14 protein-coding genes and 2 pseudogenes are annotated in these 22,870 nt (G+C 47.5%); 9 read left to right on the forward strand and 7 right to left on the reverse strand.

Going from position 1 to position 22,870, the window contains the following annotated elements; translation table 11 throughout:
• Nucleotides 1-388: 388 nt before the first annotated feature.
• Nucleotides 389-3,778 (forward strand): annotated as a pseudogene (locus CX664_RS06425) (PEP/pyruvate-binding domain-containing protein); the annotation flags it as partial.
• 487 nt (nucleotides 3,779-4,265) lie between these two features.
• Here CX664_RS06425 and CX664_RS28075 read toward each other — a convergent pair.
• Nucleotides 4,266-4,982 (reverse strand): deoxynucleoside kinase, encoded by a 717-nt coding sequence (locus CX664_RS28075; RefSeq protein ID WP_101745936.1) that lies wholly within the window; start codon nucleotides 4,980-4,982, stop codon nucleotides 4,266-4,268.
• A gap of 508 nt (nucleotides 4,983-5,490) precedes the next feature.
• Between CX664_RS28075 and CX664_RS06440 the strand changes: the two genes are divergently transcribed.
• Nucleotides 5,491-6,642 carry a carbohydrate porin gene (locus CX664_RS06440; protein ID WP_101745938.1) on the forward strand — a complete coding sequence of 384 codons (1,152 nt, stop codon included), beginning with the start codon at nucleotides 5,491-5,493 and terminating at the stop codon, nucleotides 6,640-6,642.
• A gap of 305 nt (nucleotides 6,643-6,947) precedes the next feature.
• Here CX664_RS06440 and CX664_RS06445 read toward each other — a convergent pair whose 3' ends face one another.
• Nucleotides 6,948-7,919, reverse strand: a complete 972-nt coding sequence (locus CX664_RS06445; RefSeq protein WP_145999864.1) for a hypothetical protein — start codon at nucleotides 7,917-7,919, stop codon at nucleotides 6,948-6,950.
• 644 nt (nucleotides 7,920-8,563) lie between these two features.
• Between CX664_RS06445 and CX664_RS06450 the strand changes: the two genes are divergently transcribed.
• Nucleotides 8,564-10,741, forward strand: a complete 2,178-nt coding sequence (locus CX664_RS06450) for an ATP-binding protein (RefSeq protein ID WP_180966399.1) — start codon at nucleotides 8,564-8,566, stop codon at nucleotides 10,739-10,741.
• A gap of 32 nt (nucleotides 10,742-10,773) precedes the next feature.
• Here the strand turns inward: CX664_RS06450 and CX664_RS06455 are convergent, their stop codons facing one another.
• The gene (locus CX664_RS06455) at nucleotides 10,774-11,757 is read right to left on the reverse strand and encodes a hypothetical protein (protein ID WP_145999866.1); all 984 of its coding nucleotides are present in this window, start codon (nucleotides 11,755-11,757) and stop codon (nucleotides 10,774-10,776) included.
• Between the two features lie 296 nt (nucleotides 11,758-12,053).
• Here CX664_RS06455 and CX664_RS06460 point away from each other — a divergent pair, with 296 nt between their 5' ends.
• The 3 genes from CX664_RS06460 (at nucleotide 12,054) to CX664_RS06470 (ending at nucleotide 18,388) form a co-directional block, all read left to right on the forward strand.
• Complete coding sequence (locus CX664_RS06460) at nucleotides 12,054-14,582, forward strand: DnaA ATPase domain-containing protein (protein ID WP_101745942.1); 2,529 nt, start codon at nucleotides 12,054-12,056, stop codon at nucleotides 14,580-14,582.
• 480 nt (nucleotides 14,583-15,062) lie between these two features.
• Nucleotides 15,063-16,715, forward strand: coding sequence for a hypothetical protein (locus CX664_RS06465; protein ID WP_101745943.1), 1,653 nt, complete (start codon nucleotides 15,063-15,065; stop codon nucleotides 16,713-16,715).
• Nucleotides 16,716-16,999: 284 nt separating this feature from the next.
• Complete coding sequence (locus tag CX664_RS06470) at nucleotides 17,000-18,388, forward strand: NAD(P)/FAD-dependent oxidoreductase (RefSeq protein WP_101745944.1); 1,389 nt, start codon at nucleotides 17,000-17,002, stop codon at nucleotides 18,386-18,388.
• A gap of 148 nt (nucleotides 18,389-18,536) precedes the next feature.
• Here CX664_RS06470 and CX664_RS06475 read toward each other — a convergent pair whose 3' ends face one another.
• Together CX664_RS06475 and CX664_RS06480 are read right to left on the reverse strand one after the other, a co-directional pair.
• Nucleotides 18,537-18,848, reverse strand: a complete 312-nt coding sequence (locus CX664_RS06475; protein ID WP_101745945.1) for a TusE/DsrC/DsvC family sulfur relay protein — start codon at nucleotides 18,846-18,848, stop codon at nucleotides 18,537-18,539.
• An 82-nt stretch (nucleotides 18,849-18,930) separates the two neighbouring features.
• Nucleotides 18,931-19,527 carry an HNH endonuclease gene (locus CX664_RS06480; RefSeq protein WP_101745946.1) on the reverse strand — a complete coding sequence of 199 codons (597 nt, stop codon included), beginning with the start codon at nucleotides 19,525-19,527 and terminating at the stop codon, nucleotides 18,931-18,933.
• A 357-nt stretch (nucleotides 19,528-19,884) separates the two neighbouring features.
• Here CX664_RS06480 and CX664_RS06485 point away from each other — a divergent pair, with 357 nt between their 5' ends.
• From CX664_RS06485 to CX664_RS06495, 3 genes are all read left to right on the forward strand, one after another.
• On the forward strand, nucleotides 19,885-20,340 hold the full coding sequence (locus CX664_RS06485; RefSeq protein ID WP_145999867.1) for a DUF3429 domain-containing protein: 456 nt from the start codon (nucleotides 19,885-19,887) through the stop codon (nucleotides 20,338-20,340).
• 35 nt (nucleotides 20,341-20,375) lie between these two features.
• The gene (locus CX664_RS06490; RefSeq protein ID WP_163372621.1) at nucleotides 20,376-20,630 is read left to right on the forward strand and encodes a DUF3081 family protein; all 255 of its coding nucleotides are present in this window, start codon (nucleotides 20,376-20,378) and stop codon (nucleotides 20,628-20,630) included.
• 110 nt (nucleotides 20,631-20,740) lie between these two features.
• Nucleotides 20,741-21,793 (forward strand): aldo/keto reductase, encoded by a 1,053-nt coding sequence (locus CX664_RS06495; protein WP_101745949.1) that lies wholly within the window; start codon nucleotides 20,741-20,743, stop codon nucleotides 21,791-21,793.
• A gap of 81 nt (nucleotides 21,794-21,874) precedes the next feature.
• Here the strand turns inward: CX664_RS06495 and CX664_RS06500 are convergent, their stop codons facing one another.
• Together CX664_RS06500 and CX664_RS06505 are read right to left on the reverse strand one after the other, a co-directional pair.
• Nucleotides 21,875-22,297 (reverse strand): hypothetical protein, encoded by a 423-nt coding sequence (locus CX664_RS06500; RefSeq protein WP_101745950.1) that lies wholly within the window; start codon nucleotides 22,295-22,297, stop codon nucleotides 21,875-21,877.
• A 167-nt stretch (nucleotides 22,298-22,464) separates the two neighbouring features.
• Nucleotides 22,465-22,870 (reverse strand): annotated as a pseudogene (locus tag CX664_RS06505) (hypothetical protein); the annotation flags it as partial.

The raw sequence follows: 22,870 nt of genomic DNA on the forward strand, positions 1-22,870 counted from the left end.
ACACTGTCACCTGACACTCCCCGCCTGGGCGAAGGCTCTTAGATCGCTCCAGGAACGTTTCTGTTCCACCATTCATTGCTCAGTGAACAGGTGGAGCCGCCCGGGCTTGGTTATCGCATAAAGTTCCACATTGCGGAACATTCCATGCCTGCGCTGCCCGGCTTCCTGTCTTATATCTCCGCCCGATTTCTCGATGCGTTACGACGGGTTTGGTAAGTGTCTGTTTTTTATGCCCTTTTGGAGAGCATGGACTTAATTTTTTACTGTGAACTTTATAACAATATCTTTGTCCAATTTAGGGGCATATACAGTTTCTTGGCTATACCATCATTCAAAAACTAAAACACTGGTCATAATTTCATGGATATTTATGTTAGAGGGATTCTAAATGTTTCATGTTAAAGCTCATTATTTGGGTTATCAAAACCCGGCAACGAATCCAAATATTGATACCAGGTCCCTCAATTTATCCGACGGGGGCAGCAGACCAGCCAGAAGGTATATTAACGATTATGATCCCCGTGGCAATCCTGCCGTCAACAATCCATTAGCCAAGCGTCTGTGCAGTTCACATGTGTCATCACCATTCCATCAGGCTAACCATTCCCCGCCAAACCGGGAACAACTTGGGGGAAAGGGAATGTTTTTGCGACGCATGCAGGAAATAGGATTGTCTGTCCCACCATTCCAATGTGTTACCGCTGAGGTAATGAATGCTCTTGAGCAACACCCTCTGGATACCCGTCTTTTAGCTCCCTATCTCTCTGGCATTACCAGTGAACCTTGGGTAGAGACCAGTCTGATGAACATCAGGAAATATCTCAATGCCTTGCCACCTTCAGAGCAAACCAAAAGGAATGACTGGCTGGCAGGTCTGGCAATATTTGTGGCCAGTAATGACTTTTACCAACAGGTTAAAGATTCTGAAGCGGCCAAACACATCAGGGCTCTGCGTGACCAAATATCCAGATCACAGCCGGTTATTGTCCGCAGTTCTGGCATCAACGAAGATAACTACGGCGATGCCCAGGCGGGCAAATACCTCTCTGAAGTTCAGGGAGAAGATGATGTTTTGCGCACCTGCCTTAAAGTCATGGCCTCAGGTTACCGGCCTGAATTATGTTCCGGGGGTATACCACAACCCATGGCACTGATTATCCAAAAGTGCATTAACTGCAAATATGGTGGGGTAGCCATGAGCTTTCAATCACTTCAGGGTGATAATACCGTCAGGGTTGAGTACACATCCGGTCAGCCCAGAGGCATAGTAGGAGGGCAGTCCGGTAACACGCCCCACCGCATCGACATTGTGCGCAAGGATTGCAAAGAAGGTGCTTACAACGCCCAATACATTCGCGGGACCATCTCAAGTCACTTCATCCTGGACAAAAACACAGAAAATAACGGCTATTCGGAAACAGCGATTGATACTGATGCACAATCAGACGGTGATGGATATCGACTCAGTGATGACCAGATTGAACAACTCATGCAAGCGGTGACCAAGCTGGAAGACCTGTTGCTCTGCCCCGTGGATGTGGAGTTTGCCATCGATCATCAGGGTCGCCTGTTCCTGTTGCAGGTGCGCCCTGTTACCCGGCTTCCCGGGGGTATGGAGTTTGCCATGCCCATACCCAAAGAGACCCTGGCCAGTGGTGAGGGCGTCAGTGAAGGCTATTGCACCGGATCACTCTGGTTGGCCAATAAACAAGCCACAGACACTATGCCAGAGGGAGCCATTGTCGTGGCCCAACACGCTGAAGAGTGGATGCTTGAGCCTGAATTTCTGAAACGGGTAGGGGGTTTTGCCGTTGCCGCGGGAGGACGGAATGACCATGTGGGGATCTTCCTGAGACAGAAAAAAATACCCTTAATGGTGGCTGGTGGCCAGTACCCGGCAGTGGTCGCTCAGGTTGGCCAACAGGCCACGCTGGCCTGCGCCCGCTTTAACGGTAAGCCCGGTGCCTTTATTGTTACCGGTGACCTCAGCAGAAAACTGGTCAGTTACGGGAGTCTGTCCTCTGCTTTTTCTGATGTGCCGTTAGCAAGAGACATCCCGTCATGGGAAGATTTGTCCCTCCCACAAGGCACATTCTGTCAGGTCGCCAGCGGTTTTCACTGGCTCTCGGATCAAAATGCCCGCCTGCTGGCACTGTTTGCCCCTGGCGGTGGACTGGATTGTTTGGCACACCCGATAAAACTGAGTATGTCGCCACAACGAGCACATTTAGTGGCAGAGACCAGGGACAGTGTAAACCGGCTGATTCATGGAGCTGAAGCACTGTTGGACGGTTACCGCGCATTCTTGCTGCTGGCGGGTGACAGCAGTTCAGACCGGGTCAAGTCATTGCTGGCAGAATCACTGCTGCTGATCACCCGGTTCGAAACGCTGAAACAGACCATCACCTCAACGGTAAACACCATCATTCATCCACTGCATGCCGTTGAAACATCTCGGCCACCCGTGGGAAGGTTTCGTCAGTGGGTGTCAGCCTGTCATCAGCTACAATCCAGCCTTGAAGCACTCAATCCTTCGGAGGCTGAGCAGGTCCGGAGTGTCCATGAGTTAATTTTTGCCCTCCATAAACGCTTTGTTGAGGCGTTGGGACCGGTCACTATGGATTCTGGTCAGGGCAGGCTTTCTAATGAACGGTGCATCACCTATGTTGATTGCACGGCTCCGGGTGGCTCGGCTGTAAAGACACCGCTATTAAATCCGTCCTGCAAACAGCTCCTCAATGATATAGGAAAATCAGGGACTGTCGTCAGTATGGATGATGCCTTGATTGTTAATCTGGTGTTAGGAAGTCATGTGTGCGTTATCGAGCTACTTGAACACGCAGAGGGGGGGAAAGGACGCATCTTGCGGCTGAAAGTTTCTGACAGTTTTAAGAAACCTGATGGCAGTGATAAACCTGGCAAGTTGAAACGCATGTGGTTTTTGGCGCAGTTACTGAAAGCGGTCGAACTGGATAAGGATGCTGATGGCATCAAGCTGAGTTGCAATGCCGTAGCAGGAGAAATTATCGTCGAATGCCACCGAATGAAATTAAGGTCAACCATGCAGGAGGCCTTTGAAAAACTGCTGTCTGTGTTATGTGGTATGAGTAATCTGGATCTTCACCTCAAAGACAGACCCATTGTTGAAGGAGATCAGTGGAACTTTAACTTTCTTGCACAACGCCTTAACAATGATTTTTCAGAAGAAGCCAATAGATTCGCCTTCAACCATTGTCTTTTCTTATTGGTCTATAGTTTTGCGGGCATAATTTCCAGCTACTCTTCGTTATTAAGCAAATACCACCAACAATTTATTGATCATGTCCAAGAGTTAAAATGGTTGGTGATTAAATCGGATGACCAACTTCAGAAAATGTTTGCGAGTGATAAGATTGATCTGGACACCCGCAGGAAACTCTTACATCATCTTTTATTATTGTCAAATGGCAAAAACGCTACCCAATTGGTTGATCTTGTGTATGACGACTTGAAAGATCAATACTATATTATCGAACCATCTTGTTGGAGTTACCGCCTGGCGTTTAAGGTTCCACCGGGTCAGCCACTTCCGGGTCATAAAGAAAAGATCAGGAATGTCCTGCTGGAGCAAGGGCTGCAGTATGCCAGCCGACGGGTTCGAAATGATAAAGACCTTGTATTACCAACCATTGCAAAGCACCCAAATGACTTGCAATATGTTAGCCAAGGACTGAAGAATGACAGAGATGTCGTCATGGCCGCAGTCACTCAACAAGGCAAACAGCTGAAATATGCAAGCCCGGATTTTCAGGATAATGTTGATGTTGTAAGGGCCGCTGTCGCACAGTGTTCGGATGCTCTGCGTCATGCAAGTGAAAGAATCCGAAGCGATAAAAGCATTATTGAAACCTTAATTGCTGATGATGCTGATGATATTGGTCTCTTGGTTCATGTTAAGCAAGAACTATTGAAGGATCGCGATTATTTGCTGGGCCTAATCGGACATAATCCTTTAGCTTTCAGGTATGCTAATACTTGGCTTCGAGATGATCCTGACTTTATCGTTTCAGCAATCGACGCAAATCCCGGAGTCTGGGAATACATACCCTCACCCTTGAAAACAGAACTTGAATCTGCAAGATCACAACACAAAAGTCAGACTGAAAGTCTTCAGACTAAGGCTGCTGGTGTAAGATCCTCTGATCCTGATGTTTGTAGCTCTGTTAAGTCAAGAGCGTTCACCAATACTGGCTGCTTTCCGGTTGTCAATCTTTTCAATCCTTTAATCATGACAGTCGCGCACTCTGTTCGTCCCCATGTTCTGAATGCTTCTCGCACAGATGATGGTTTTGTGCATCACAGACGGCAGGCTTCAGCGTGCCCGGTTGAATCGTTTCCAGCAGTTGTTTTGCCAGATGTTTTTCACAGCCAAAATCATCCCAGTTCACAGTTATTAATGGTGTCCCCATTGAGCGGCAGATCTGTGGCAGGATGGCCTCATGATAGTTATGGATATCGCAGAGGTACGTCAGTGGGGTTCCATCCTCGGCACTTCTTGCCCGCTCAATCAGACGACTATGGGCAATGTTCGGAGCGGTTCTGAGATAAATGACCGCGCTGATCACCGGATAATCCTCCAGTCTGCGCTGGATTTCACAATAATGCAGCATATAGCGTTCATCCGGTTTGACCATCCCCAGAAAGTTCGCCTGGGTAAAAATCAAATCAGAGTAAAGGGAACGCTCAATCAGATAGTTGCGGTCAGTGGGCAACTGCTCAACAATGCTGGCCCGGCGATTGGTAATGTACTCCTGAAACTGAATACGCTTAACTGCATCGTTTGGGTGGTCTGTGAACTCCTGAAGCAGTCGTGTAAATTCCGGGTCATTCACAGGCTCCTGAATGGCGTCCCAGCCCAGCTCTGCTGCCAGTTTGGGAAGAAGAGTTGACTTGCCCGCAGCAATGTTGGCTTCTACAGCGACAAAGTGATTGGTTTGCTTCATTAAGGACCCCGGTGACTGATGATACAACTCATGATGCTTCCGTGCTGGTCATGAGAAGGGGAGGCACTTTATGAGGTTAGACGTCCATGATCAATAAGTAATAGGCGGAAAGGGGGTAGGCTTGGCCGTGATATGGCTTAATTGGCCCTGGCAGACTAAGTGGGTTGGATTGAGTCTTGTTGATATTTTGGGTGTGTTGTCAATGTCTAAAGACCCGAAAAGCGATGTAACTGTTCCATAAGAGCAACTAAAAAAAACAATAATCCTTGTTATTTAACTATTTTCTTATGAAACATTTGCAAGATGTTGAGCTGGGTCAACTTTTTGTAAGTTTGCAGTGGATACAATGCGCGCAGTTTTTGGATGGAAGATTTTGATCAAGTCTGAAAGATTCTGGCTGCTGCATGTGAACGGTACAGTCAACATACTGAACACCTTGTCAACCAGGCAGCTTTCCCAAAATCCAATATTTCCCCTCATCTTGTCGTAAGACAACAGGAATACAGCTGTGAAAAAGACACTGCTTGCTACTGCAATTCTTCTCGCTACATCTGCGGCTAACGCGGCCTGGACTTCTCCGGATGGTTCTTTGACCATTGGTGGTGATGCTGAGATTAACTTTGATGTGTTTAAAAACGAGAACGGCATTAATGCCGACTATGTAAACCAAGGTAACATTGATAACGATAAGAAAGGCGAAACTATTACTCAACTCAATGATGACTCCCGCATCAAACTGATGGTTGAATGGAAAACCGCCCGTGAAGACGGCGCTTATCTCTCTGCAAAGATTGAACCTCTGGTTCGTACCGATGGTACTGTCAGAGTAGACGACGCTTATTTCATGTTTGGCCGTGAAGACAGCTGGGCATTCCAGATTGGTCGTTACGAAGCTATGAACCTGTTTCCACTGGGTAAAGACGTTGCACTGTTCTACGCTGATGGTGGTGATGGCATTGGCAAGGGCATTTACTACTATATGGCGAAAGAAGCCCGTGGTCGCCGTGATGCCGCTGGTCAGGCTCGTATTATGAGTGAAATGGGCAACTGGACAGCCGAAGTTTCCACAGTTTACGGCAATACAGCAGATTTGCTCGGTGCTTCCAGAGAATACGTTGATGGGGATAACGATACTTTAGATTCTGACAACAACAGTTTCATGGTTCGTCCAGCTGTTAACTACTTGAGCGATGATGGTGCCTTCAGTGTCAGCTTCGGTGGTGAATATGAAGTGAGTGGCGACTCTGTCACAGTTGATGGTAAAGGAATTAATACTGGTGAAGTTCTGGAGCTTGCGAACCGTTACGGTCTGGCTGCTACCACTACCATGACGTTTGGTGATCTTGTTTGGAACACCAGCATCGCAATGCAAGATGCTAAAGACGCTTGGGAAGCGCACACCTTTAACACCAACATCGTTTATAAGAACGCTTTTGGTCTGGGTACTTCCTACGCTGTTAACAAGTTCACCAATAAGGCTGATGCCGCAGACGCTAAATCTTACGCAGTTTACACTGCTTACACCATGCCGATCATGGACTTCAACAACGCTACTGTAACGTTTGCACTTTCTTATTCTGATACTGAAAATGCATATGGTATAAAAGATACGGACGAACAAACCACCGCCTTCCGTAGCCGCTTCAACTACTACTTCTGAGCACCAACACGCTTAAAGTTAACCCAAAGGCTCCTTGCTCCGGCAAAGAGCCTTTTTTTACGACCGGACTTGTTCCCGCAATCCCTGGACTGTAGCGATGCCCGAAAGCAAGCCTCTCGCAGGTCTGCCTCCTGGTAAATTATTTCGATGAGTTTGATGTGTACAATCTCCGCTCACCCTGAGCGGAGTCGAAGGGTGATTGGCACAGTTTTCAGGGGATGGAGTTTACGCCTTTCGACTCCGCTCAAGACGAACGGGGTTTGGAGGTCAATAAAGGAACCCATCAATCACATTGAAACCATGTACTAGCTTTCAGCAGCTCCGGTTGCAGACGGACCTGATACCGGAGCCGGGTGATTTCTCTCTACTCCCCGCAAAATACAAACATCTTCTTGCAGTCGGATCTTATCCTGTCCAAGGCGCTCCCGGTATTGGCAGTACCTGGTCTTGAGCAGGTCCTGGTAGAGTTCACTGACCGGGCGAGTCTGGCGCTTGTCCAGACCTTCCGTAATGATGCGGTTAAAGATAAACATCCGTCTGGCAAGATCTTCCTGGTCTTTTTCCGGGACAGGAAACTTCGTCATCAATCGTTTGAAATCCGGAAGTTCTGTTGCAGCTTCCGGGGAGTCGATATCCCCCATACTGGCAATAACGTTGCTAATATCCTCCTTCTTCACGCCATATTCACCTTCTAACACAGTGCTGAACTCATTCATGCTGTTATTAAAGTTACTCTGGTGATAGGAGGTGTGAATACCTGCCCATAATAGCCAGAGTGACTTCCAGGAATCCTGGTATCTATTGGTCATATATTGGATAACCAAAAAGTCATCGCTGCTGTATTCATGGTCAGGCTGATCCAGCGGATGATTGAGCAGATAGGCTTCATCTTCCATGGCCTGCTCCAGTTCCTGGCTGGCATGCTCCAGTGGTGTCATGGGCCTGGCATTGGCGATGGCTCTCAATACGTTCAGTGTTGCACCCGCTGCTCCCGCTATGGCCACCGGTTTCCATGAGAACTCTCCAGTGGCTCTGGTAAGACCAACAAAGGTAACGCCAGCAATACCACCCAAAGCACCTGAAATACCACCCTTAGCGGCCATGCCTGCAAGATAGCTTGTTGATATATTGAGTTTTTTGACAGTATGCCGACCTAATGCCGCCTGTTTGTCATCTGCGGTATATACATGCCCGTCCGGGCTCTCTATGCCAAATGCGGCATTTGATGCGCGAATTAAAGATCCGCCCATTTGCTGTTGCAAAGCTGCTGGTTCCATAAATTTTACCTTTACTGCTGAATAGTTATTTGAATTATCCAATATATTGCAACCGCCGCCGGACAGGTATAACAACCGGGTCAGTACCGATTGCAAGCACGTCATGAAATACTCACAGAGTCCTTCTATTTCTCTTTCAGCTGATTCTAGAGAATGATTTTCATTTTGTAATGTCGGAGAACTTAATTGAATACGGGGAGTCTAAAAGTGTATTGAAACAATCAATATTAAATATTCGGCTGGATTAACTCTGAATTTCCGGCTCAATTAGAGGTCTCGGCTAAATTTAATGCCCTTTCTCTGGCAAGCCAATTACAACCCTACTCGTTTCTGTTCGTCAGTAAAGGTGAAAATGCGTGAATATGGACTCAGCAATTGTCTGCTTTCACCTGTCAGGTGTTTCGCTAGTAAAACCCTATCCTATACCTAATGTAGGAGCTGATGTTAATAGCCCCTCTCCTGTAGTCTTTACGAGTTACTGTTCAGGGGGTGTTCAAGCCGCTCCCAATAAAGTCAGGGCTGAGATGAGGGCCGCTCAAGACAGTCTGAAAACACAAGCGGGTTTCTGCTGCAGTTGGTTGGAAAGGGAAAAAAGGGAAATATGTGACTATAAAATTGCCCTGGAGGCGTTTATGGCCTTTGGGATGCCAGTTACAAAAGCGTCCCCTGACTGTATTGATGATCCCATTTTTCTCAATCATCTCAGCGCTACAGGCAGGATAAAGGTTCCTCACACAGACTACCCGGAACGTTTCAGCCATGGGCCCCTGGCTGAGCAATTCGCCAACAGCATTATCCACTGGCTCCAGCTCATTAACACACCCTACGCTGAACGAGACTCATATTCAGTGACGGAAGATGATGCTTCAAAGCAACGGCTGAAACCACAAAAAAAATCTCTGGGAATCTTTTATCCTGAGGATTATCAGGTTCATGAACTTCCCAAACTGTCTAAAAGCAAGCTCTACGGGATGCACTCTCTACCGGAATATTTTGACCCGGAATTCAAAGCCAGCTTTGTCGCAAAGGGTAACAAACATACCCCAAGTGAGTCTCTTGAGGCTTTTTTTCATGGTCCTACCATAGCGGACTGTGCCACAGCCATGCTGGCCTGTCAGTATCGAGCCATTGAAACCATCATTGGCACCAGCAAGTTCAACAGGATCTTTGGTTCACCGGTCTCAAAATTCAGAATTGCCCGCTGGCTTTATGCTGGCAGCAACAATACTGATCCGATCGATGTTAACAACCCTCTTTACCGTCTGTTTGACGATCTTCTGTATGTGAAACAACCTTCCCTGGATCCAGTGATGAAGCTGTCTGAGTCGGATATCAATAAGGGTGATATCCTCTATATCCTGGGCGTTGACAGCTACCGCGCAAAGCACAAAACCGGTGATTATATGGGGTATAATCTGATATGCACCGGGCAAAACAGCAGTGGCCGCAATCTCTATCTGGGGTTTGGTCCGGATAGTTTCGTTGAGCCGAAAACCTATGACCAGATAAAACGTATGTTGATTGAAGGTTATAACAAACCACCGAGTACTGAGACACTCCGTGCTATCAAGCGGGGGGAAACAGATTATGCTCAGTGGGTCGACCACATCGTGCCTGATGACCATTCTATTGGTGGTATCAAGTGTGCGCTTCGCTTCAGTCTTTTTCGTTGGGAATGCTTTACGGCACATTACGATCAAGCCTGGCATCAGCAACCACTGTTGCCTTTACCATCGGCCAGGGAACCAAAGCCGGTGGATCATGGTTCACCATTCCCCAGTGAAAATCTTGTTGATGATTTCGAACATTTTGAATCCGCCTCATCACAGCAGGACCTGATGAAGCAGACTGCCCTGAAGTTCACTCACTCCGTGATTAATAATCTGAATGGGACACCGGACAAGAAAAAGCCCATGGGACTATTCCTGACCGGACAGCCGGGAATAGGAAAAACCCATCTTTGTGTGGCGGTTGCCAGAAAGGCAGCCGAATATGGTGTCAACACCCTGTATATAAACGAAGCAAAAGCAGGTAGCCTCTTGCAGGATTTTGGCGGTGATCTAAAACGATGGTATAAAAATGTTGACGAAATCCTTGCCGGTAAGGATTTGGTGGTATTCGATGATGCCAACCGTGAGTCCGGGTGTACCCAACTATTTCTGGCGAAAATAATGGAACATGTGATGACGGGTAACAACGCCATCATGGTCAGCTCAAATCACCTTATTCCTGTCAAAAATGCAACGCCTGGCTTTGTTGACCCTTTAACTGAAACTGCCCATAACTTTTTTTACCTGAGTGAATTGCAGGGACGCAGTTACCGTTCCCAATGGTGGCACAATCCTGAAGTGAACTCAGCTGACGCATTATCGCGACTGGGTCAGTATCAAGGTTGCAAAGCGGCGGCCGTGCTTACAGAGCAATCGGTATCAATGGACGATGTCGCTAAAAAACTCAGTATTCCGGTGTGCCAGATCCGTCGTGTGGGTCGCTATCATTTGTCTGGAAGCCGTTGTTTCAGCCCCGATTACTATTTCAGCGATTTATCCAAGGCACGGCATCAGGCTGTTTTTATGGAGTGTAGTATCAAGGGTGATGAATCTCACTATTGCAGAAATAAAATCGAGCAGTTCTTACATGTTGTTCAGAGAGTACATAACGAAGGCTTGAAGCTGGTTGTCAAAACCGATAAACGCCTACTGTTTTTAAAAGATGTGCAGAAATTTCTGGATGAAAATATTTGGGGGCAAGAGAACACCCCGGGAATTATTGACCGGCTAAAGCATATGTTTCCAGACTTCATTACGACGCGCTCAATATAGACCAACCTGTCAGAAAAAAGTTGGAACGCCGATTACTGACGATAACTATCAAACCCATCTGCTTTTGTGGCGTTTTCATTAATTGTTTTATTAAGATCCTCTGGAATCTCCTTCAGTGGTGCTTCGGATGGTGTGAATTCATACAATGTGAATAATGCATCCAGAGTATCTCGGAAAACTTTTACGTCCCGGGTAAACAGGAGAACAGAAGAGCAGAAGTTAGCTACCGTATTGGACGAAGATTCCGGATAATACCCTTTCTCCAGCTCCTTTTTTACATATTTAATATCTCTCTGGTCGGCATAGTTCTTACGTCCATATTCAATATCTTTCTGGTGGGCATAGTTTTCATGAGCTGTTGCTTTGAGTAGCTTGTCACAAAATTCAGTGAGTGCCTTTTTTTGATGATCAGTCGGCCACTCGGTTTTGCTGCACTGACGAGTACTCTCGAACAATCGATAGATGGCTTTGGAACATCGGCTGAAATCAGAGGGGGTCATCGTAACAAGCTTGAAAAGATCCAGTGTGGATTGTACGAAATTAGGTCTGTAATCATAAGGGTGAAAGAATCTTTTATTGAGCTGAGTGGCTATTCTGGTCAGGCCGTGAGCCTTGGCAGTAATTTCCTTTTTATTTTTACTATCGATTATTTTTTCAAATTCAGATACTTCTTCGTTAAATCCCTCTACCAGTATGTTTAAACCTTTTAACAATTCAGTATTTCCATCTGCTTGCATCAGTTGTCTGATTGGGGATAATCTTGTTGGGACACTCACACTACGTTCAGATAAACGCGGGCCAGAATCAGCTCCTCCAACTAATTCACTAATACTAATCTGATACTTATCTAGCAGGTGATTAATAATTTCCTTCGCTTCTACAAGGGCTATATCCCGGGGAAGAAAGTCTAAGGCGTTCAAAAAACCTTCCCTTGCAGCTCTTTGATATGGGGGTGGTGCTTCAGTGGGTGGTTCTTTAAATGTGGGTGGTGTGTTACTGCCAGATCTGATATCCAATTTTTAATCCTCGTCAATTATTCTTTACCGTAAGCTTGAAGCTGTTCCAGCCTCAGCAGGCAATTCATTCGACGCGATCATTGTAGACGTATCTGTCAGAAAAAAAGTTGGAACTTTTTAACCAATTGCTGATCCAAGTTAAATGCAGGCTCGTTTATTAGAGTCATTCTGTTAATTATGATTTGTGCAGGAATAATAATTAATACTGTAGTGATTGTTGCACTTTGTCTATTAACTATCTGAATTTAAATGTCAATTTTTAGCGGATTAATATAAATTACAAAGGTTAATTAAGTATGGATACTACACCCACCACCTATCAACCATGCGTTCGTCCTGAATCCAAACATCAAGAATTCGGGGCTAGTGCAACGGCTGCTCAAAATAGCAACCCTTCGACTTTTTGTGGTCATTCCTTAAGTGGTAATCACCCCCTGACTCAAAAAAAGCTGTGCCATAACCAAGGTGCTGATGAAGGCCTGAAAAAAATTCCTGATTCTGGTGGGCAAAGACCCGTGGCAAGCAGTAAGGAGGTTAGTGAATTCAGAATTACCAAAGGCAATCCAGCCGCCTGTTTACCGGGTACCAAAGAATCCTTTCGCAAAGATAATAGTCTTATAAATATTCATTTCCAGGCTATAGGTAGAATTACTCCTCCTCAGGAATATTTTCCGAAAAGTAACAGCAATGCGCCCCTGAATGAGCAATTAGCCGATAAAACGATCCACTGGCTCCAGCACAGCAATACACCATACGATGAACGGGGTTCAGTCAAGACAAAGCATTACCTGCCGGTGAAGGCAATCGGTAACAATAGACTTAGACCGATACCAAGAAGACTTAGGCCGCCACCATTGGAGGAAAACAAAAACCTTGGGGTCTTTTACCCTGAGGACTATCAAGTCCGTGATCTTCCAGATCTGATCAACGTTTCGTCCCTTGGTTTTCACTCACTACCGAAGTATTTTGACGCGAGATGCAAGTCCAGCTTTGTAGCAACCAGTAACGGACAAACACCCAGTGAGTGTCTGAGTGCTTTTTTTCATGGCCCTACCACTGCGGGCTGTGCCACGACCATGCTGGCCTGCCAGTATCGAGCCATTGAAACCATTCTTGGCACTGATGAATTCAACCGCCTGTTTGGTTCACCGGTTTCAACGTTCAGAATTGCCTGTTCGATTTTCTGCAACAGTGAAACAATGGCTCAAGATGCGTGTGAAGATTTGTCACTTCCCTCTGGCGTTTTAAAACCGTTCGATATGATCAACCCTCTCTATGGCAGCTTGTTTGGCTTTTTTTCGTTCGGGGAACCTATCTCGAATCCAACGGGCATTGAAGCGGGAGACCTGGATATTAAAAAGGGGGATATTGTCTATATCCAGGGCGTTAAGAGCTACAGTGCGAAACACAAAACCGGCAGTGCCATTGGTTTTAATCTGATATGCACCGGACAAAACAGCAGCGAACAAAATCTCTATCTGGGATTTGGTCCAGATGATTTTGCTGAACCGAAAACGTTCGAGCAAGTCAAGAACCTCCTGATCGACGGCTATAATCAACCACAGAGTACGGATACAATTGCGGCTATCAAAAAGGGGGAAACGGGTTATGCAGATTGGACCGATCATACCCTGAGCTACACCTCCCCCATTGTTGGTCTTACCTGTGGAATACGCTTCAGTCCTGAGCGCTGGGCACATGTTTTTTCAAATGATAAAGCCTGGCATCAGCAACTGCCGTTGCCTGTCACACCGGTTCTGGAACCCAAACCGGTGGATCATATTGAACCGTTCCCCATTGAAAACCTTGTTGCCGACTTCGAGAATTTTGAAACCGGCTCATCACAGCAGGACCAGATGAAACAGACTGCCCTGAAGTTTACACACGCTGTGATTAATAACCTGGATGAAACTCTGCCCAAACAACCTATGGGACTATTTCTGACCGGATCAGCAGGAATAGGAAAAACGCATCTTTGTGTAGCCGTTGCCAAAAAAGCAGCCCACTATGGTGTCAACACCCTCTATATAAGTGATGAAAGAGCAGGTAGCCTGTATCTGGACTTCGGCGGTGATGATAAACAATGGCATAGAAAGGTTGACGAAATGCTTGCCGGTAAGGATTTGGTGATAGTGGATGATGTTACCGAATGTCAGTCCGGCATCACCAAAATGTTTCTGGCGAAAACCATGAAACATGTGATGGCTGAAAACAAAGCCATCATGGTCAGTTCAAATTATCCTGTCCATATCGATAAAAAATATTTCGGCATTATTGATCCCTTGACCGAAACTGCCCATAACTTTTGTTACCTGAACGATTTACGGGGAGACAGTCGACGTTCCCGATGGTGGGACAGCCTTGAAGTCCAGACTGATGATGCATTATTGCGACTGGGTCATTATCAAGGGGACAAAGCTGCAGGCGTGATTACTGAGCAGGTGGAATCAATCGATGAGATTGCCATAAAACTCCGTATTCCGGTGGGCCAGATCCGTCAGGTGGGGCCCAGCTTTTTACCCGGAGGCCAAAAGCTAATGCCCGATCACCATTTAAGTGATTTATCCAAATCAGAGCATCAGGTGGTTTTTCTGGAGTGCGATATGACCGGCAGTAAAGCTAACCGCAAGTGTAAAATCGAGCAGTTCCTCAACGTTATTCAAAGAGTTCACGATGAAGGCTTGAAGCTGGTTGTGAAAACCAATGATCGCTTATTATTTATAGAAAAGGTAATGAATCATTATGAAGACGACTTTCTTGCTGAGCAACAGAAAAAGATTCGTACTACTGACCGGCTGAAGAATATGTTCCCAGATTTTTCGTAATGATTTTACTGTTCAGGGCATTCCTCATTTGGCAGTGAACTAAATCTTTTCCCTATGGTCAAAATTCCACGTTGGATGTGTCAGAAAATTATAATTGGCACATCCTCTTGAGATCATGTGAAATACTGTCATGAAGAATTGACCATGTTAACCACTACTGCCAGTCCCGCCATTTCCCAACCAGAAATCGCAACCTCCGCCAACTCATCACAAGTACCCGTTTCCCCTGCACATTGGCTGAGCCCAGCGCTGGATTGCGCATATGGGACTGTTAGTGCGCTTCACAGGATTACCCGCAAGATTGTATCTTCTCCTGCTCAGACGTTTATTTTTCTGGCCCTGGCGAACAGATGTATAACACCGGTGAATGCCTCCCCCCATTCTTCGTCCTCGGTCACTCCTACTACAATGGGGTCGGGGCCGTCGGTTAATGTACCCTCTGCACCCCCTTATTTACCGCCACCACCTGAACCCGGGTGGATGGCTACGCTGACAAGTGGCCATCCCGCTTACCGGGACCACGAACGCCCCCACACTGCAAACCGCGGCTCATCGGCAAGAAACGGCCAACCCGATATGGGCCGGGTAACTCCGCCCCGTCCTGAGAACCGGTGTATTGAAAAGAACCTGCTCCCCTTCTATTCAGGACCACGGATCAGCCTTGCCTGTCCCGGAAAGGTTTTGCCATTGGATCAAAGCCGCAATGTACAACATGAGTACCTGCAGTGTGGCAGGGCCGGTTACTCCTGGACTCGCTATCCGGATCCGTTGGATGAAGCTGCCTGGCATGCATTGAAAGAAACAGACCCTGATCAGGCCGTCCAATGGTTGCGCGACCTTCCGGCTCCGAGGTATGAGGGCATTTTGTATTACCCGGTTAACCTTCACTGGAGGTGGGAAAAGTGCCAACTGATTGAGGATCGGGATATCTGTGGGACTGTTCGGGTATGTGATCAACAAACGCCTACCGAACAAAATCGTCGTCAGTCCGATACCAGGAATTGCAGAGACATTGCCCGAAGTTGCTACGCCGATATTGCCCAACAGGGACACAGCTTCTGTAGTATGGGCAAATTGGTCTATAGTGTGGAGTTTGTCAAAAAAGACACGCCTGACTTGCATCCTGGCCAACCCGGGGATATCCGGCGACTGGCCAATGGTTATGACCTGTTACCTGGTGAAAAAGAGCGGCTGTCGGTCAGCAATGCTCGCTCGCCATCGGGTCAGCTGAATCCATCGCTGAATATTGATGACCCAAAGAATGCCTACCAAATTCACAGACGCATTAATAATCTGTGGATGCCTGGCTCCCTGCAATGTCGCCTGAACGGTTTTGACAATGTCAGTTTTGAGGTGCTCACCGATCGGCGAATTCTATCCAGTCCACCCAATACTCTCTGCTTCCCTGACGGTGATATGTCGTCAGCCATTGTGTGGGGAGGCGCATTTGATCTGAACGGGGGCTATCAATCCAGGGGCTATCCTTGTGGATTAATCGTCGAAGACACGGCAAGTTACATCTTCAAAGATCTGTCGTTATCAACCATGTCTGCCGAAACATCACCACTGATCAGAGTGCAGCTTTACCAATCCACCTGGCTGGGAGAGCGGCTGAAATCTACCGCCTATTTTGATGACCATATCCAGCTGCTGGTGGACCCCGTGCCAGATAACGGTGCCAGTGATACCCTCAAAGCTTCGACACGCTACCAGCTCAGTTTCGATTATGGAACTGGCGCAGCAATTTACCGGACTTATTTACCCGGGCTCATCTATTATCCGGGGCGACTGTTATTCTCCCCTGAAGCGTTGAGCTTCGAAGATTATCTGGCTCCTGATAGCAGATACACGTTCAAAGTAACCATGAATCTGAAAAATATGCCGTTCTACTTCCAGCCCTGCGCATCAGAGCCTGCGGCTCCGGATTGCCAATGGTATGCATTATGGGGTTTGTTCAGCCCGGGGCGATATGAATCACGCAGTTTCTCCCTTAAAAGCCTGGATATTACCGTCACAACTCCACCGCAAGTTGAACTGAGAAGCTGGCAGCCGACATTCTGGGAGTTTGTACGGTACGCTCAGTTTATCGCTCCACTTTATGGAGCCTGCAAAGTGGTAATGGCGGGAAATTAATGCTGATACCCACTAGGAGGCTGTCCGAGAATAGACCGCCCTACTGCGGTGGCAGCAAATTGGTCTAAAAATTCCGTTTTGTTCGGCAAATAGCCCCGCTATTCACCTCACAAAACGAAATTTTTATCCTCAATTTTCTGCCATCCTCGCTACGGGCGCTATTCTCGGACAGTCTCCTAGGCGGAGTGCTGACTACAGCAAAATAAATGCCCGTCGATGGAACCTTTTGTTGGACGGACTGTCCAACTCATTATTAACCTTAATATCCGTTTCATGGAGGAAATATGACCATATTCTCTTTAGTTCTCACATCGATATTTGCCTTCTTCAGTGGTCAGCTCCAGGCTTGGGATACAACCGCTGAAAAGGACTACACCGTTGTCGTTATTGGTGGTGGACTGATGGGTAGCGCCGCTGCCTGGCAGCTGGCCCGGGACGGCAAAGAGGTTATCCTGCTGGAAAAACAGGATCGTGAATACAGTCAGGGTTCCAGCAAAGGGCTGACACGTATTGCCAGAAGCAACAACCTGGGCAGGGATCTTTGGTCTTACCTCCACAACCGTTCGGTTCATGAAACAGCAACGCTGGTCAACTATCTCGGTAATCAGGGCTACGATGCCTCGATGTCTGCTGTCTACCAAACAACACCCGTCAATTATATGAGGCCGCTGAAAGCGGCTGATGCCATTATTGCTTCCTCTGAACGACAAAAGGTGGACTACAAATTAGCTCTAACGCCGGAGGAGGGAATGGAAATGTTTGGTGTCCAGCTGCCGGAGGGGGTTTTTCTGCATCGTGAATTCAATGAACACTCTGGCACCCTTAATCCTGAAGCATTGATTTCACTGTTGCACAAGGCCATTAAACTGAAAGGGGGCACAATTGTTTACAATGCTTCCGTTAGCGATATCCAACGGCAGGGTAACCACTATCTTATTGCCACCAAAGATTCGCAAGGTTCTGAAAGGACATTGACAGCCAGTCAGATCGTCAGCGCTGCGGGCCCTTACACCGGCCCATTGCTATCTGAGTTGGCACCCTACATGGATAAACTGATCACGCCAAAGCGGGTATTTCTTGCGTTCCTGCAGATCAGTCCGGCGAAGTATCATCAACTTGATGATCACGCCCGCAGTCAACTGAGACGGGCCTATCCGGTGATTAACAGCTCCGCTGGTACCCGGGAGGGTAGTTTTTATTCCATGTTTGAATCTTCAGATGCTAATGGAAATCCGGTCATCAAGATTGGTGGCCATTTCCAGCGCAGTGACATCAACAACCTGGACGATGTCTGGCACCAGGCGTTGTCCGAAGAGGAGATGCGCTGGAGCATTGAGAACACCGGTCGGTATTTACGCATGCATGGGGTGCCGGTGAACGATGAGGATCTGCAACTGGTTGGCGATGTTTCCTGTGTCTACAGCCTGACCAGTACCGAAGTACCCATTGTTTCCCAGCTGGTCGCGCCATCCGGTGAAATGGACAGCAACTTCGTGGTGATGGCCGGAATGTCCGGAGTCGGTGCCAAAGGTGCCATGACCTACGGAAGAATTGCTGCCAACCTGCTCCAGGGCAAGAGCGAAAGTGATCCTGGTTATCTGGAGGCTGTGGAAGCCGTTGGCTTTACAAGACTCAAGGAGGATGTTGATCAACTGGTAAGCCTGGAAAAATAATGTATTGAGAACCGACCGTGTTCTGTTGAGCAGTGGCTGGTGTCACTGTCATCAATCACTAGGACTATGTCGCGGTTTGGTTTCCATCTGCCCATATTCCAGATGTGAGTATTTCTTCTATTTCCCGGCAGAATGGCTTCTTTGACGGTCAGAAGCAGTTGGTAGGACGGGGCAGTCCGGCAATTCGGGCAGCAACTCTGGCCGGGCTTTCAGGAAAAAGCGTCATTAGATAGAGGCTGTTCCCTTTGTCTTTGCCAAGGGTATTGGCAATATGCTTAACAAAAGGCCGCTGGTTGGGGGCCAGTTCATATTGTTGATAGAACGCCCGCAGCGCATAAATCACTTCCCAGTGCGCTTCAGTGAGCACTATACCCTCAAGCGCCGCCAGCTCTGTGGCAGCTTCTGTATTCCATTCGTCAAGGTTGGCCAGGTAGCCATCGTTGTCGAGATTCAGGGGCATTGCTGATTCCACTACAAAAATTGAACAGGGCGGGGAGTTTACACCGGAGCCCTGCACATAGACAGGGGCTTCAGCTGACGATTTAAATGGGTTGCAATATACCGGATGGGGTATTGCGATTACGGCTTTTCCAGCGACAGTTTTTGGAAAACTGGGTTCTGAGATAGTCCGCCTGATCCGGCAGGATTCGCTGGCTGTTGACCAGGGCAAGATATTCGGCAGCATTGGGGCGATAGGGCAGGGCGATCAGTGACATCCCGGAGTTTTCCAGCAGTTTGTCACCTTTAAACTGGTTGCAGCGTCGGCAAGCAGCAACAACGTTCATCCAGTCGTCAACGCCTCCTTTGGATTTTGGCAAAATATGATCCCGGGTAAGCTCTCTTGCTTTGAAGAAACGGCCACAATACAGGCATTGATGATTGTCTCTTTCAAACAGCGAGTAATTGCTAAGGGCTGGATTGTTTCGGCAGGGAAAAAGCCGTTTACCGCCACAGGCAACGATACTGGGGAGTTCGATAATCGTTCGATCTCCATGCCATCGGTTATAGCCGCCATGGATCCGGTAAATAATATCTCCCAGACTCCAGTGAACCAACTCTCTTGAGTAGAGGCATACTGTTTCCTGCCAGGTAAGCCACTCAACAGGCTGGCCAGCAGTATTCAACCGCAGAATATACACGACAGAGGCTCCCGTTTATCAGTCCCTGATAAAGGTCAACCTGACGGGCCATTCACACTCACGATCAACGCATTCGCTGAGCAGAGTTCTCTGTAACCGGGCAGGCTGCTAAGACCATAAAGGTCGTTTGGTTAATCATTTTATCGGCTCTATTATTCTGATTCGTATCCGTTTCAGGCTAACACATTCATTCAGCATTAATAAACCCGAAGCAATGATATGACCTGATCCAGTCAATCTGACCATTCGTACAGATAAGGCATATCTGTGCTTCACTGGCAAATAAGCCCTATACCTGTGAGATTGAATGTTTAGACATCACTGTGAGACCAAACTGTGAGACCAAAGGAGAACCCGGTGGATCGCTTTCAACGACTCATGTACTGGCTCGCCTGGCTTGGGATAATGCCTTTTATTATTACGTTGTCTCTATCCATCAGGGGTCAGTCTCTGCTTGATAACACAGGGGAGCAACTGTTCATTATTTATTCCGTCGTTATCAGCGGCTTTATGGCCGGTTCTTTATGGGGGCAGGCAGTCTACAGTGAGAATCAATCCAGAAACATTGTTAAAGTACTGGGCAGTAATTTCATTGCACTCTCGGTATTCGGAGGGCTTCTGGCAGGACTGGCGAATCATCAGATGCTGGTGCTACTTGCCATCAGCTATCTGGCAACACTGATTATTGAGTGCGTTTATACAGGACTTTTGGCCGATGGACGGGTAAAGTCTTACCTGTCCATGAGAGCAACTGTCACCCTTGTGGTGTTTATATTGCACTGTTTTCTCTATGCCTCCCTGAAAATGACGTAAGCGGGGGGGCCTTGCTTTTCTGAAGGAGTCTGTCAGTGGATCAACATATCGATATTCAAAAGTGTCTTTTGGCATTTGCCCGAATTCTGGACAAGGGTGAACAGGTGGCCGGGGGCTACTTCCTGGAAGGTGTTACCGCAAAGTCAATGGATGATGGTTATACCGTTATGCTGGGCAATAGGGATTGTCAGCTGTCCATCTATTTTCATAATAAATTCGGGATTGAGTCCCCCAGCCAGAAAAGTACAGACGCCTTTATCAAGCTGCTTTATCGCATTGCCGAGCAATAGTTTGCTGTTCACCAGGACCAGTCAGCAGTGTTGATTTGATTATTCTCCTGATTGTGTTTTTCTATTACTGTAATATGCATTAACCCTTAAAAATACCGGGGAGTCGGTCAATGAAAAAAATTAAACTGGGATGCAGTGAACTGCAGGTGACAGAAGTTTGCCTGGGATCCATGACCTGGGGAAAGCAGAACTCTCTGAATGAGGCGTTAGAGCAGATTGACTTCGCGCTGGACCAGGGAATTAACTTTATCGATACGGCCGAGATGTATCCGGTTCCGCCTGACGCACAGACCAGTGGTGAAACTGAGCGCTGCATTGGTGAATGGATCCGGGCCAATCCGGGCAAGCGTGATGAGGTTGTCATTGCCACGAAAATTGTCGGTGCGGGACTGCCGTGGATACGCAATGGCAGCCCAATCAGTGGTCAGAGTATTAAAGAAGCGGTGGAAGGTTCTCTGAAACGCCTGAATACAGACTGTATTGATCTTTACCAGCTGCACTGGCCAAACCGGGTCTCTCCCCATTTTGCCAGACACTGGCCGGGGATGGTTCCCCATACCCAGGTGGATCGAGCGCGACAGGAAGCGGAAATGGTGGATATTCTTCAAGGGCTGGATGATTGCATTAAAGCAGGGAAGATCCGTTATTGCGGCCTTTCCGATGATACGCCCTGGGGCATTGGTGAGTATGTGCGGTTGAGCGAGAAGTATAATCTGCCCAGGATGGTATCTATCCAGAACGAGTTCAGCTTAATACATGCCAAGGACTCACCCTATGTATTGGAGTCCTGTGTATTAAATGATGTCGCTTATCTGCCCTGGTCGCCACTTGGCGGCGGCGTGCTCTCTGGCAAGTACCGAAATGGACAGATTCCGTCGGGTTCTCGCTGGTCTTTCCAGCAGAGAAATGGTCTCTTCCGCAATACCCCTATGACTCACAAGGCGATTGAAGACTATCATGGGGTAGCAGAACGCCATGGGTTGTCTCTGGCGCAGATGGCACTGGCCTGGGTATATCAAACAGAGGGTGTAACATCGACGATTATCGGAGCCAGTTCACTGGCGCAGCTTAAGGAAAATATTGATGCTTACCAGCTGAAATTATCAAAAGAGGTGCTGGGCGAGATCAATGCTGTATTCCGTCAATACCCGGTGCCTTTTTAAAGCAATCGATCGCTGAGGGTGTTTCTCCCAGCCAACAATGTTCAGATAGCGATGGCTATTACCGGGGGCAGTTGGAGCAGTTTACTCCTTTCCTATTATCTCCATCTGCCGGGAAAGGGTCTCAACCTGATAAAGCTCCTCTGAAGACAATGGGCGATATAAACGTGGATACTCCCAGCCAAATCCCCAGCGGAACGGTGTGGGCCATAATGGACTGCCGCCAAACCGAACTCCGGCATACATTACAGCGCCAATCCGGGGATGGCCCGATTCTCTGAGACACTGTCGCAATGCCTGGTCTGAATGTAATCGGCCTTCTTCGGTGCCGCCCTGCCAATAAGTAAAATCATGACTAACACAGCAGTGCAACCATTGATCAGGCTGGGACAATGTGCCATTCGGAAACAGGCTGCAGCCATCACTGACAAAGGGTTTTAACTCACTGGCTGTTGCAGAAGAGAAAACCAGCAGTAATGTCGGTAATAGCAACTTTTCATGCATCATTCTATTGCTCAGTGAGAAAATCGTTTTATACCTTTCGGGCCTGTTGGCGTTTCGTTACCGCATTTACTCCAGTAACCACTCGGCACTCTCTTGCCATGCCTGTCGGTTCATGCTTTTTTTGAAAAATCCGAAGTGGTCAATGGATTTCATTCGGTAATCCCCGGGCTTCAGAATTCTGACATGACTGTCTGCGTTACTGAATAGCTTCTCAAGCTGATAAACCGTTGTCGGTGGTGCAAAACGTCGATCAGTACTGCATCCATATCCCGTTGCCCCCAGTGGAGCATGCTGGGAGCCGGGGCATCGCTGTGAATCGGCTGGCTCTCACCAATCCCCCGAAACTCATAGCTCAGCACTGTAAAGCCCTGTTGGCATAAGAACTCGGCATAATCCTGGTAATACCTGCGCAAAACACCGGTGGCACCATTGATAATTACACCAATCCCATTGGTTTGTTCAGGCAGAAACTCGGTACCGGCAAGGTGATAGCCATCCGGGGTTTTGATAATGATTGTTGTTATTTTCATAAATACGTCGTAACTATTCAGCACCCCTAACATAAATCTGGAATTT

Origin of the sequence: Endozoicomonas acroporae, assembly GCF_002864045.1 — a bacterium.
In the GTDB taxonomy this organism is placed as follows: domain Bacteria; phylum Pseudomonadota; class Gammaproteobacteria; order Pseudomonadales; family Endozoicomonadaceae; genus Endozoicomonas; species Endozoicomonas acroporae.

Excerpts from the sequence above, each read along its gene's own strand:
- CX664_RS28075 (WP_101745936.1), bottom strand. The coding sequence starts at position 4,982 with ATGAAGCAAACCAATCACTTTGTCGCTGTAGAAGCCAACATTGCTGCG.
- CX664_RS06445 (WP_145999864.1), bottom strand. The coding sequence starts at position 7,919 with ATGGAACCAGCAGCTTTGCAACAGCAAATGGGCGGATCTTTAATTCGC.
- CX664_RS06450 (WP_180966399.1), top strand. The coding sequence starts at position 8,564 with ATGCCAGTTACAAAAGCGTCCCCTGACTGTATTGATGATCCCATTTTT.
- CX664_RS06460 (WP_101745942.1), top strand. The coding sequence starts at position 12,054 with ATGGATACTACACCCACCACCTATCAACCATGCGTTCGTCCTGAATCC.
- CX664_RS06465 (WP_101745943.1), top strand. The coding sequence starts at position 15,063 with ATGGCTACGCTGACAAGTGGCCATCCCGCTTACCGGGACCACGAACGC.
- CX664_RS06470 (WP_101745944.1), top strand. The coding sequence starts at position 17,000 with ATGACCATATTCTCTTTAGTTCTCACATCGATATTTGCCTTCTTCAGT.
- CX664_RS06475 (WP_101745945.1), bottom strand. The coding sequence starts at position 18,848 with ATGCCCCTGAATCTCGACAACGATGGCTACCTGGCCAACCTTGACGAA.
- CX664_RS06495 (WP_101745949.1), top strand. The coding sequence starts at position 20,741 with ATGAAAAAAATTAAACTGGGATGCAGTGAACTGCAGGTGACAGAAGTT.
- CX664_RS06500 (WP_101745950.1), bottom strand. The coding sequence starts at position 22,297 with ATGATGCATGAAAAGTTGCTATTACCGACATTACTGCTGGTTTTCTCT.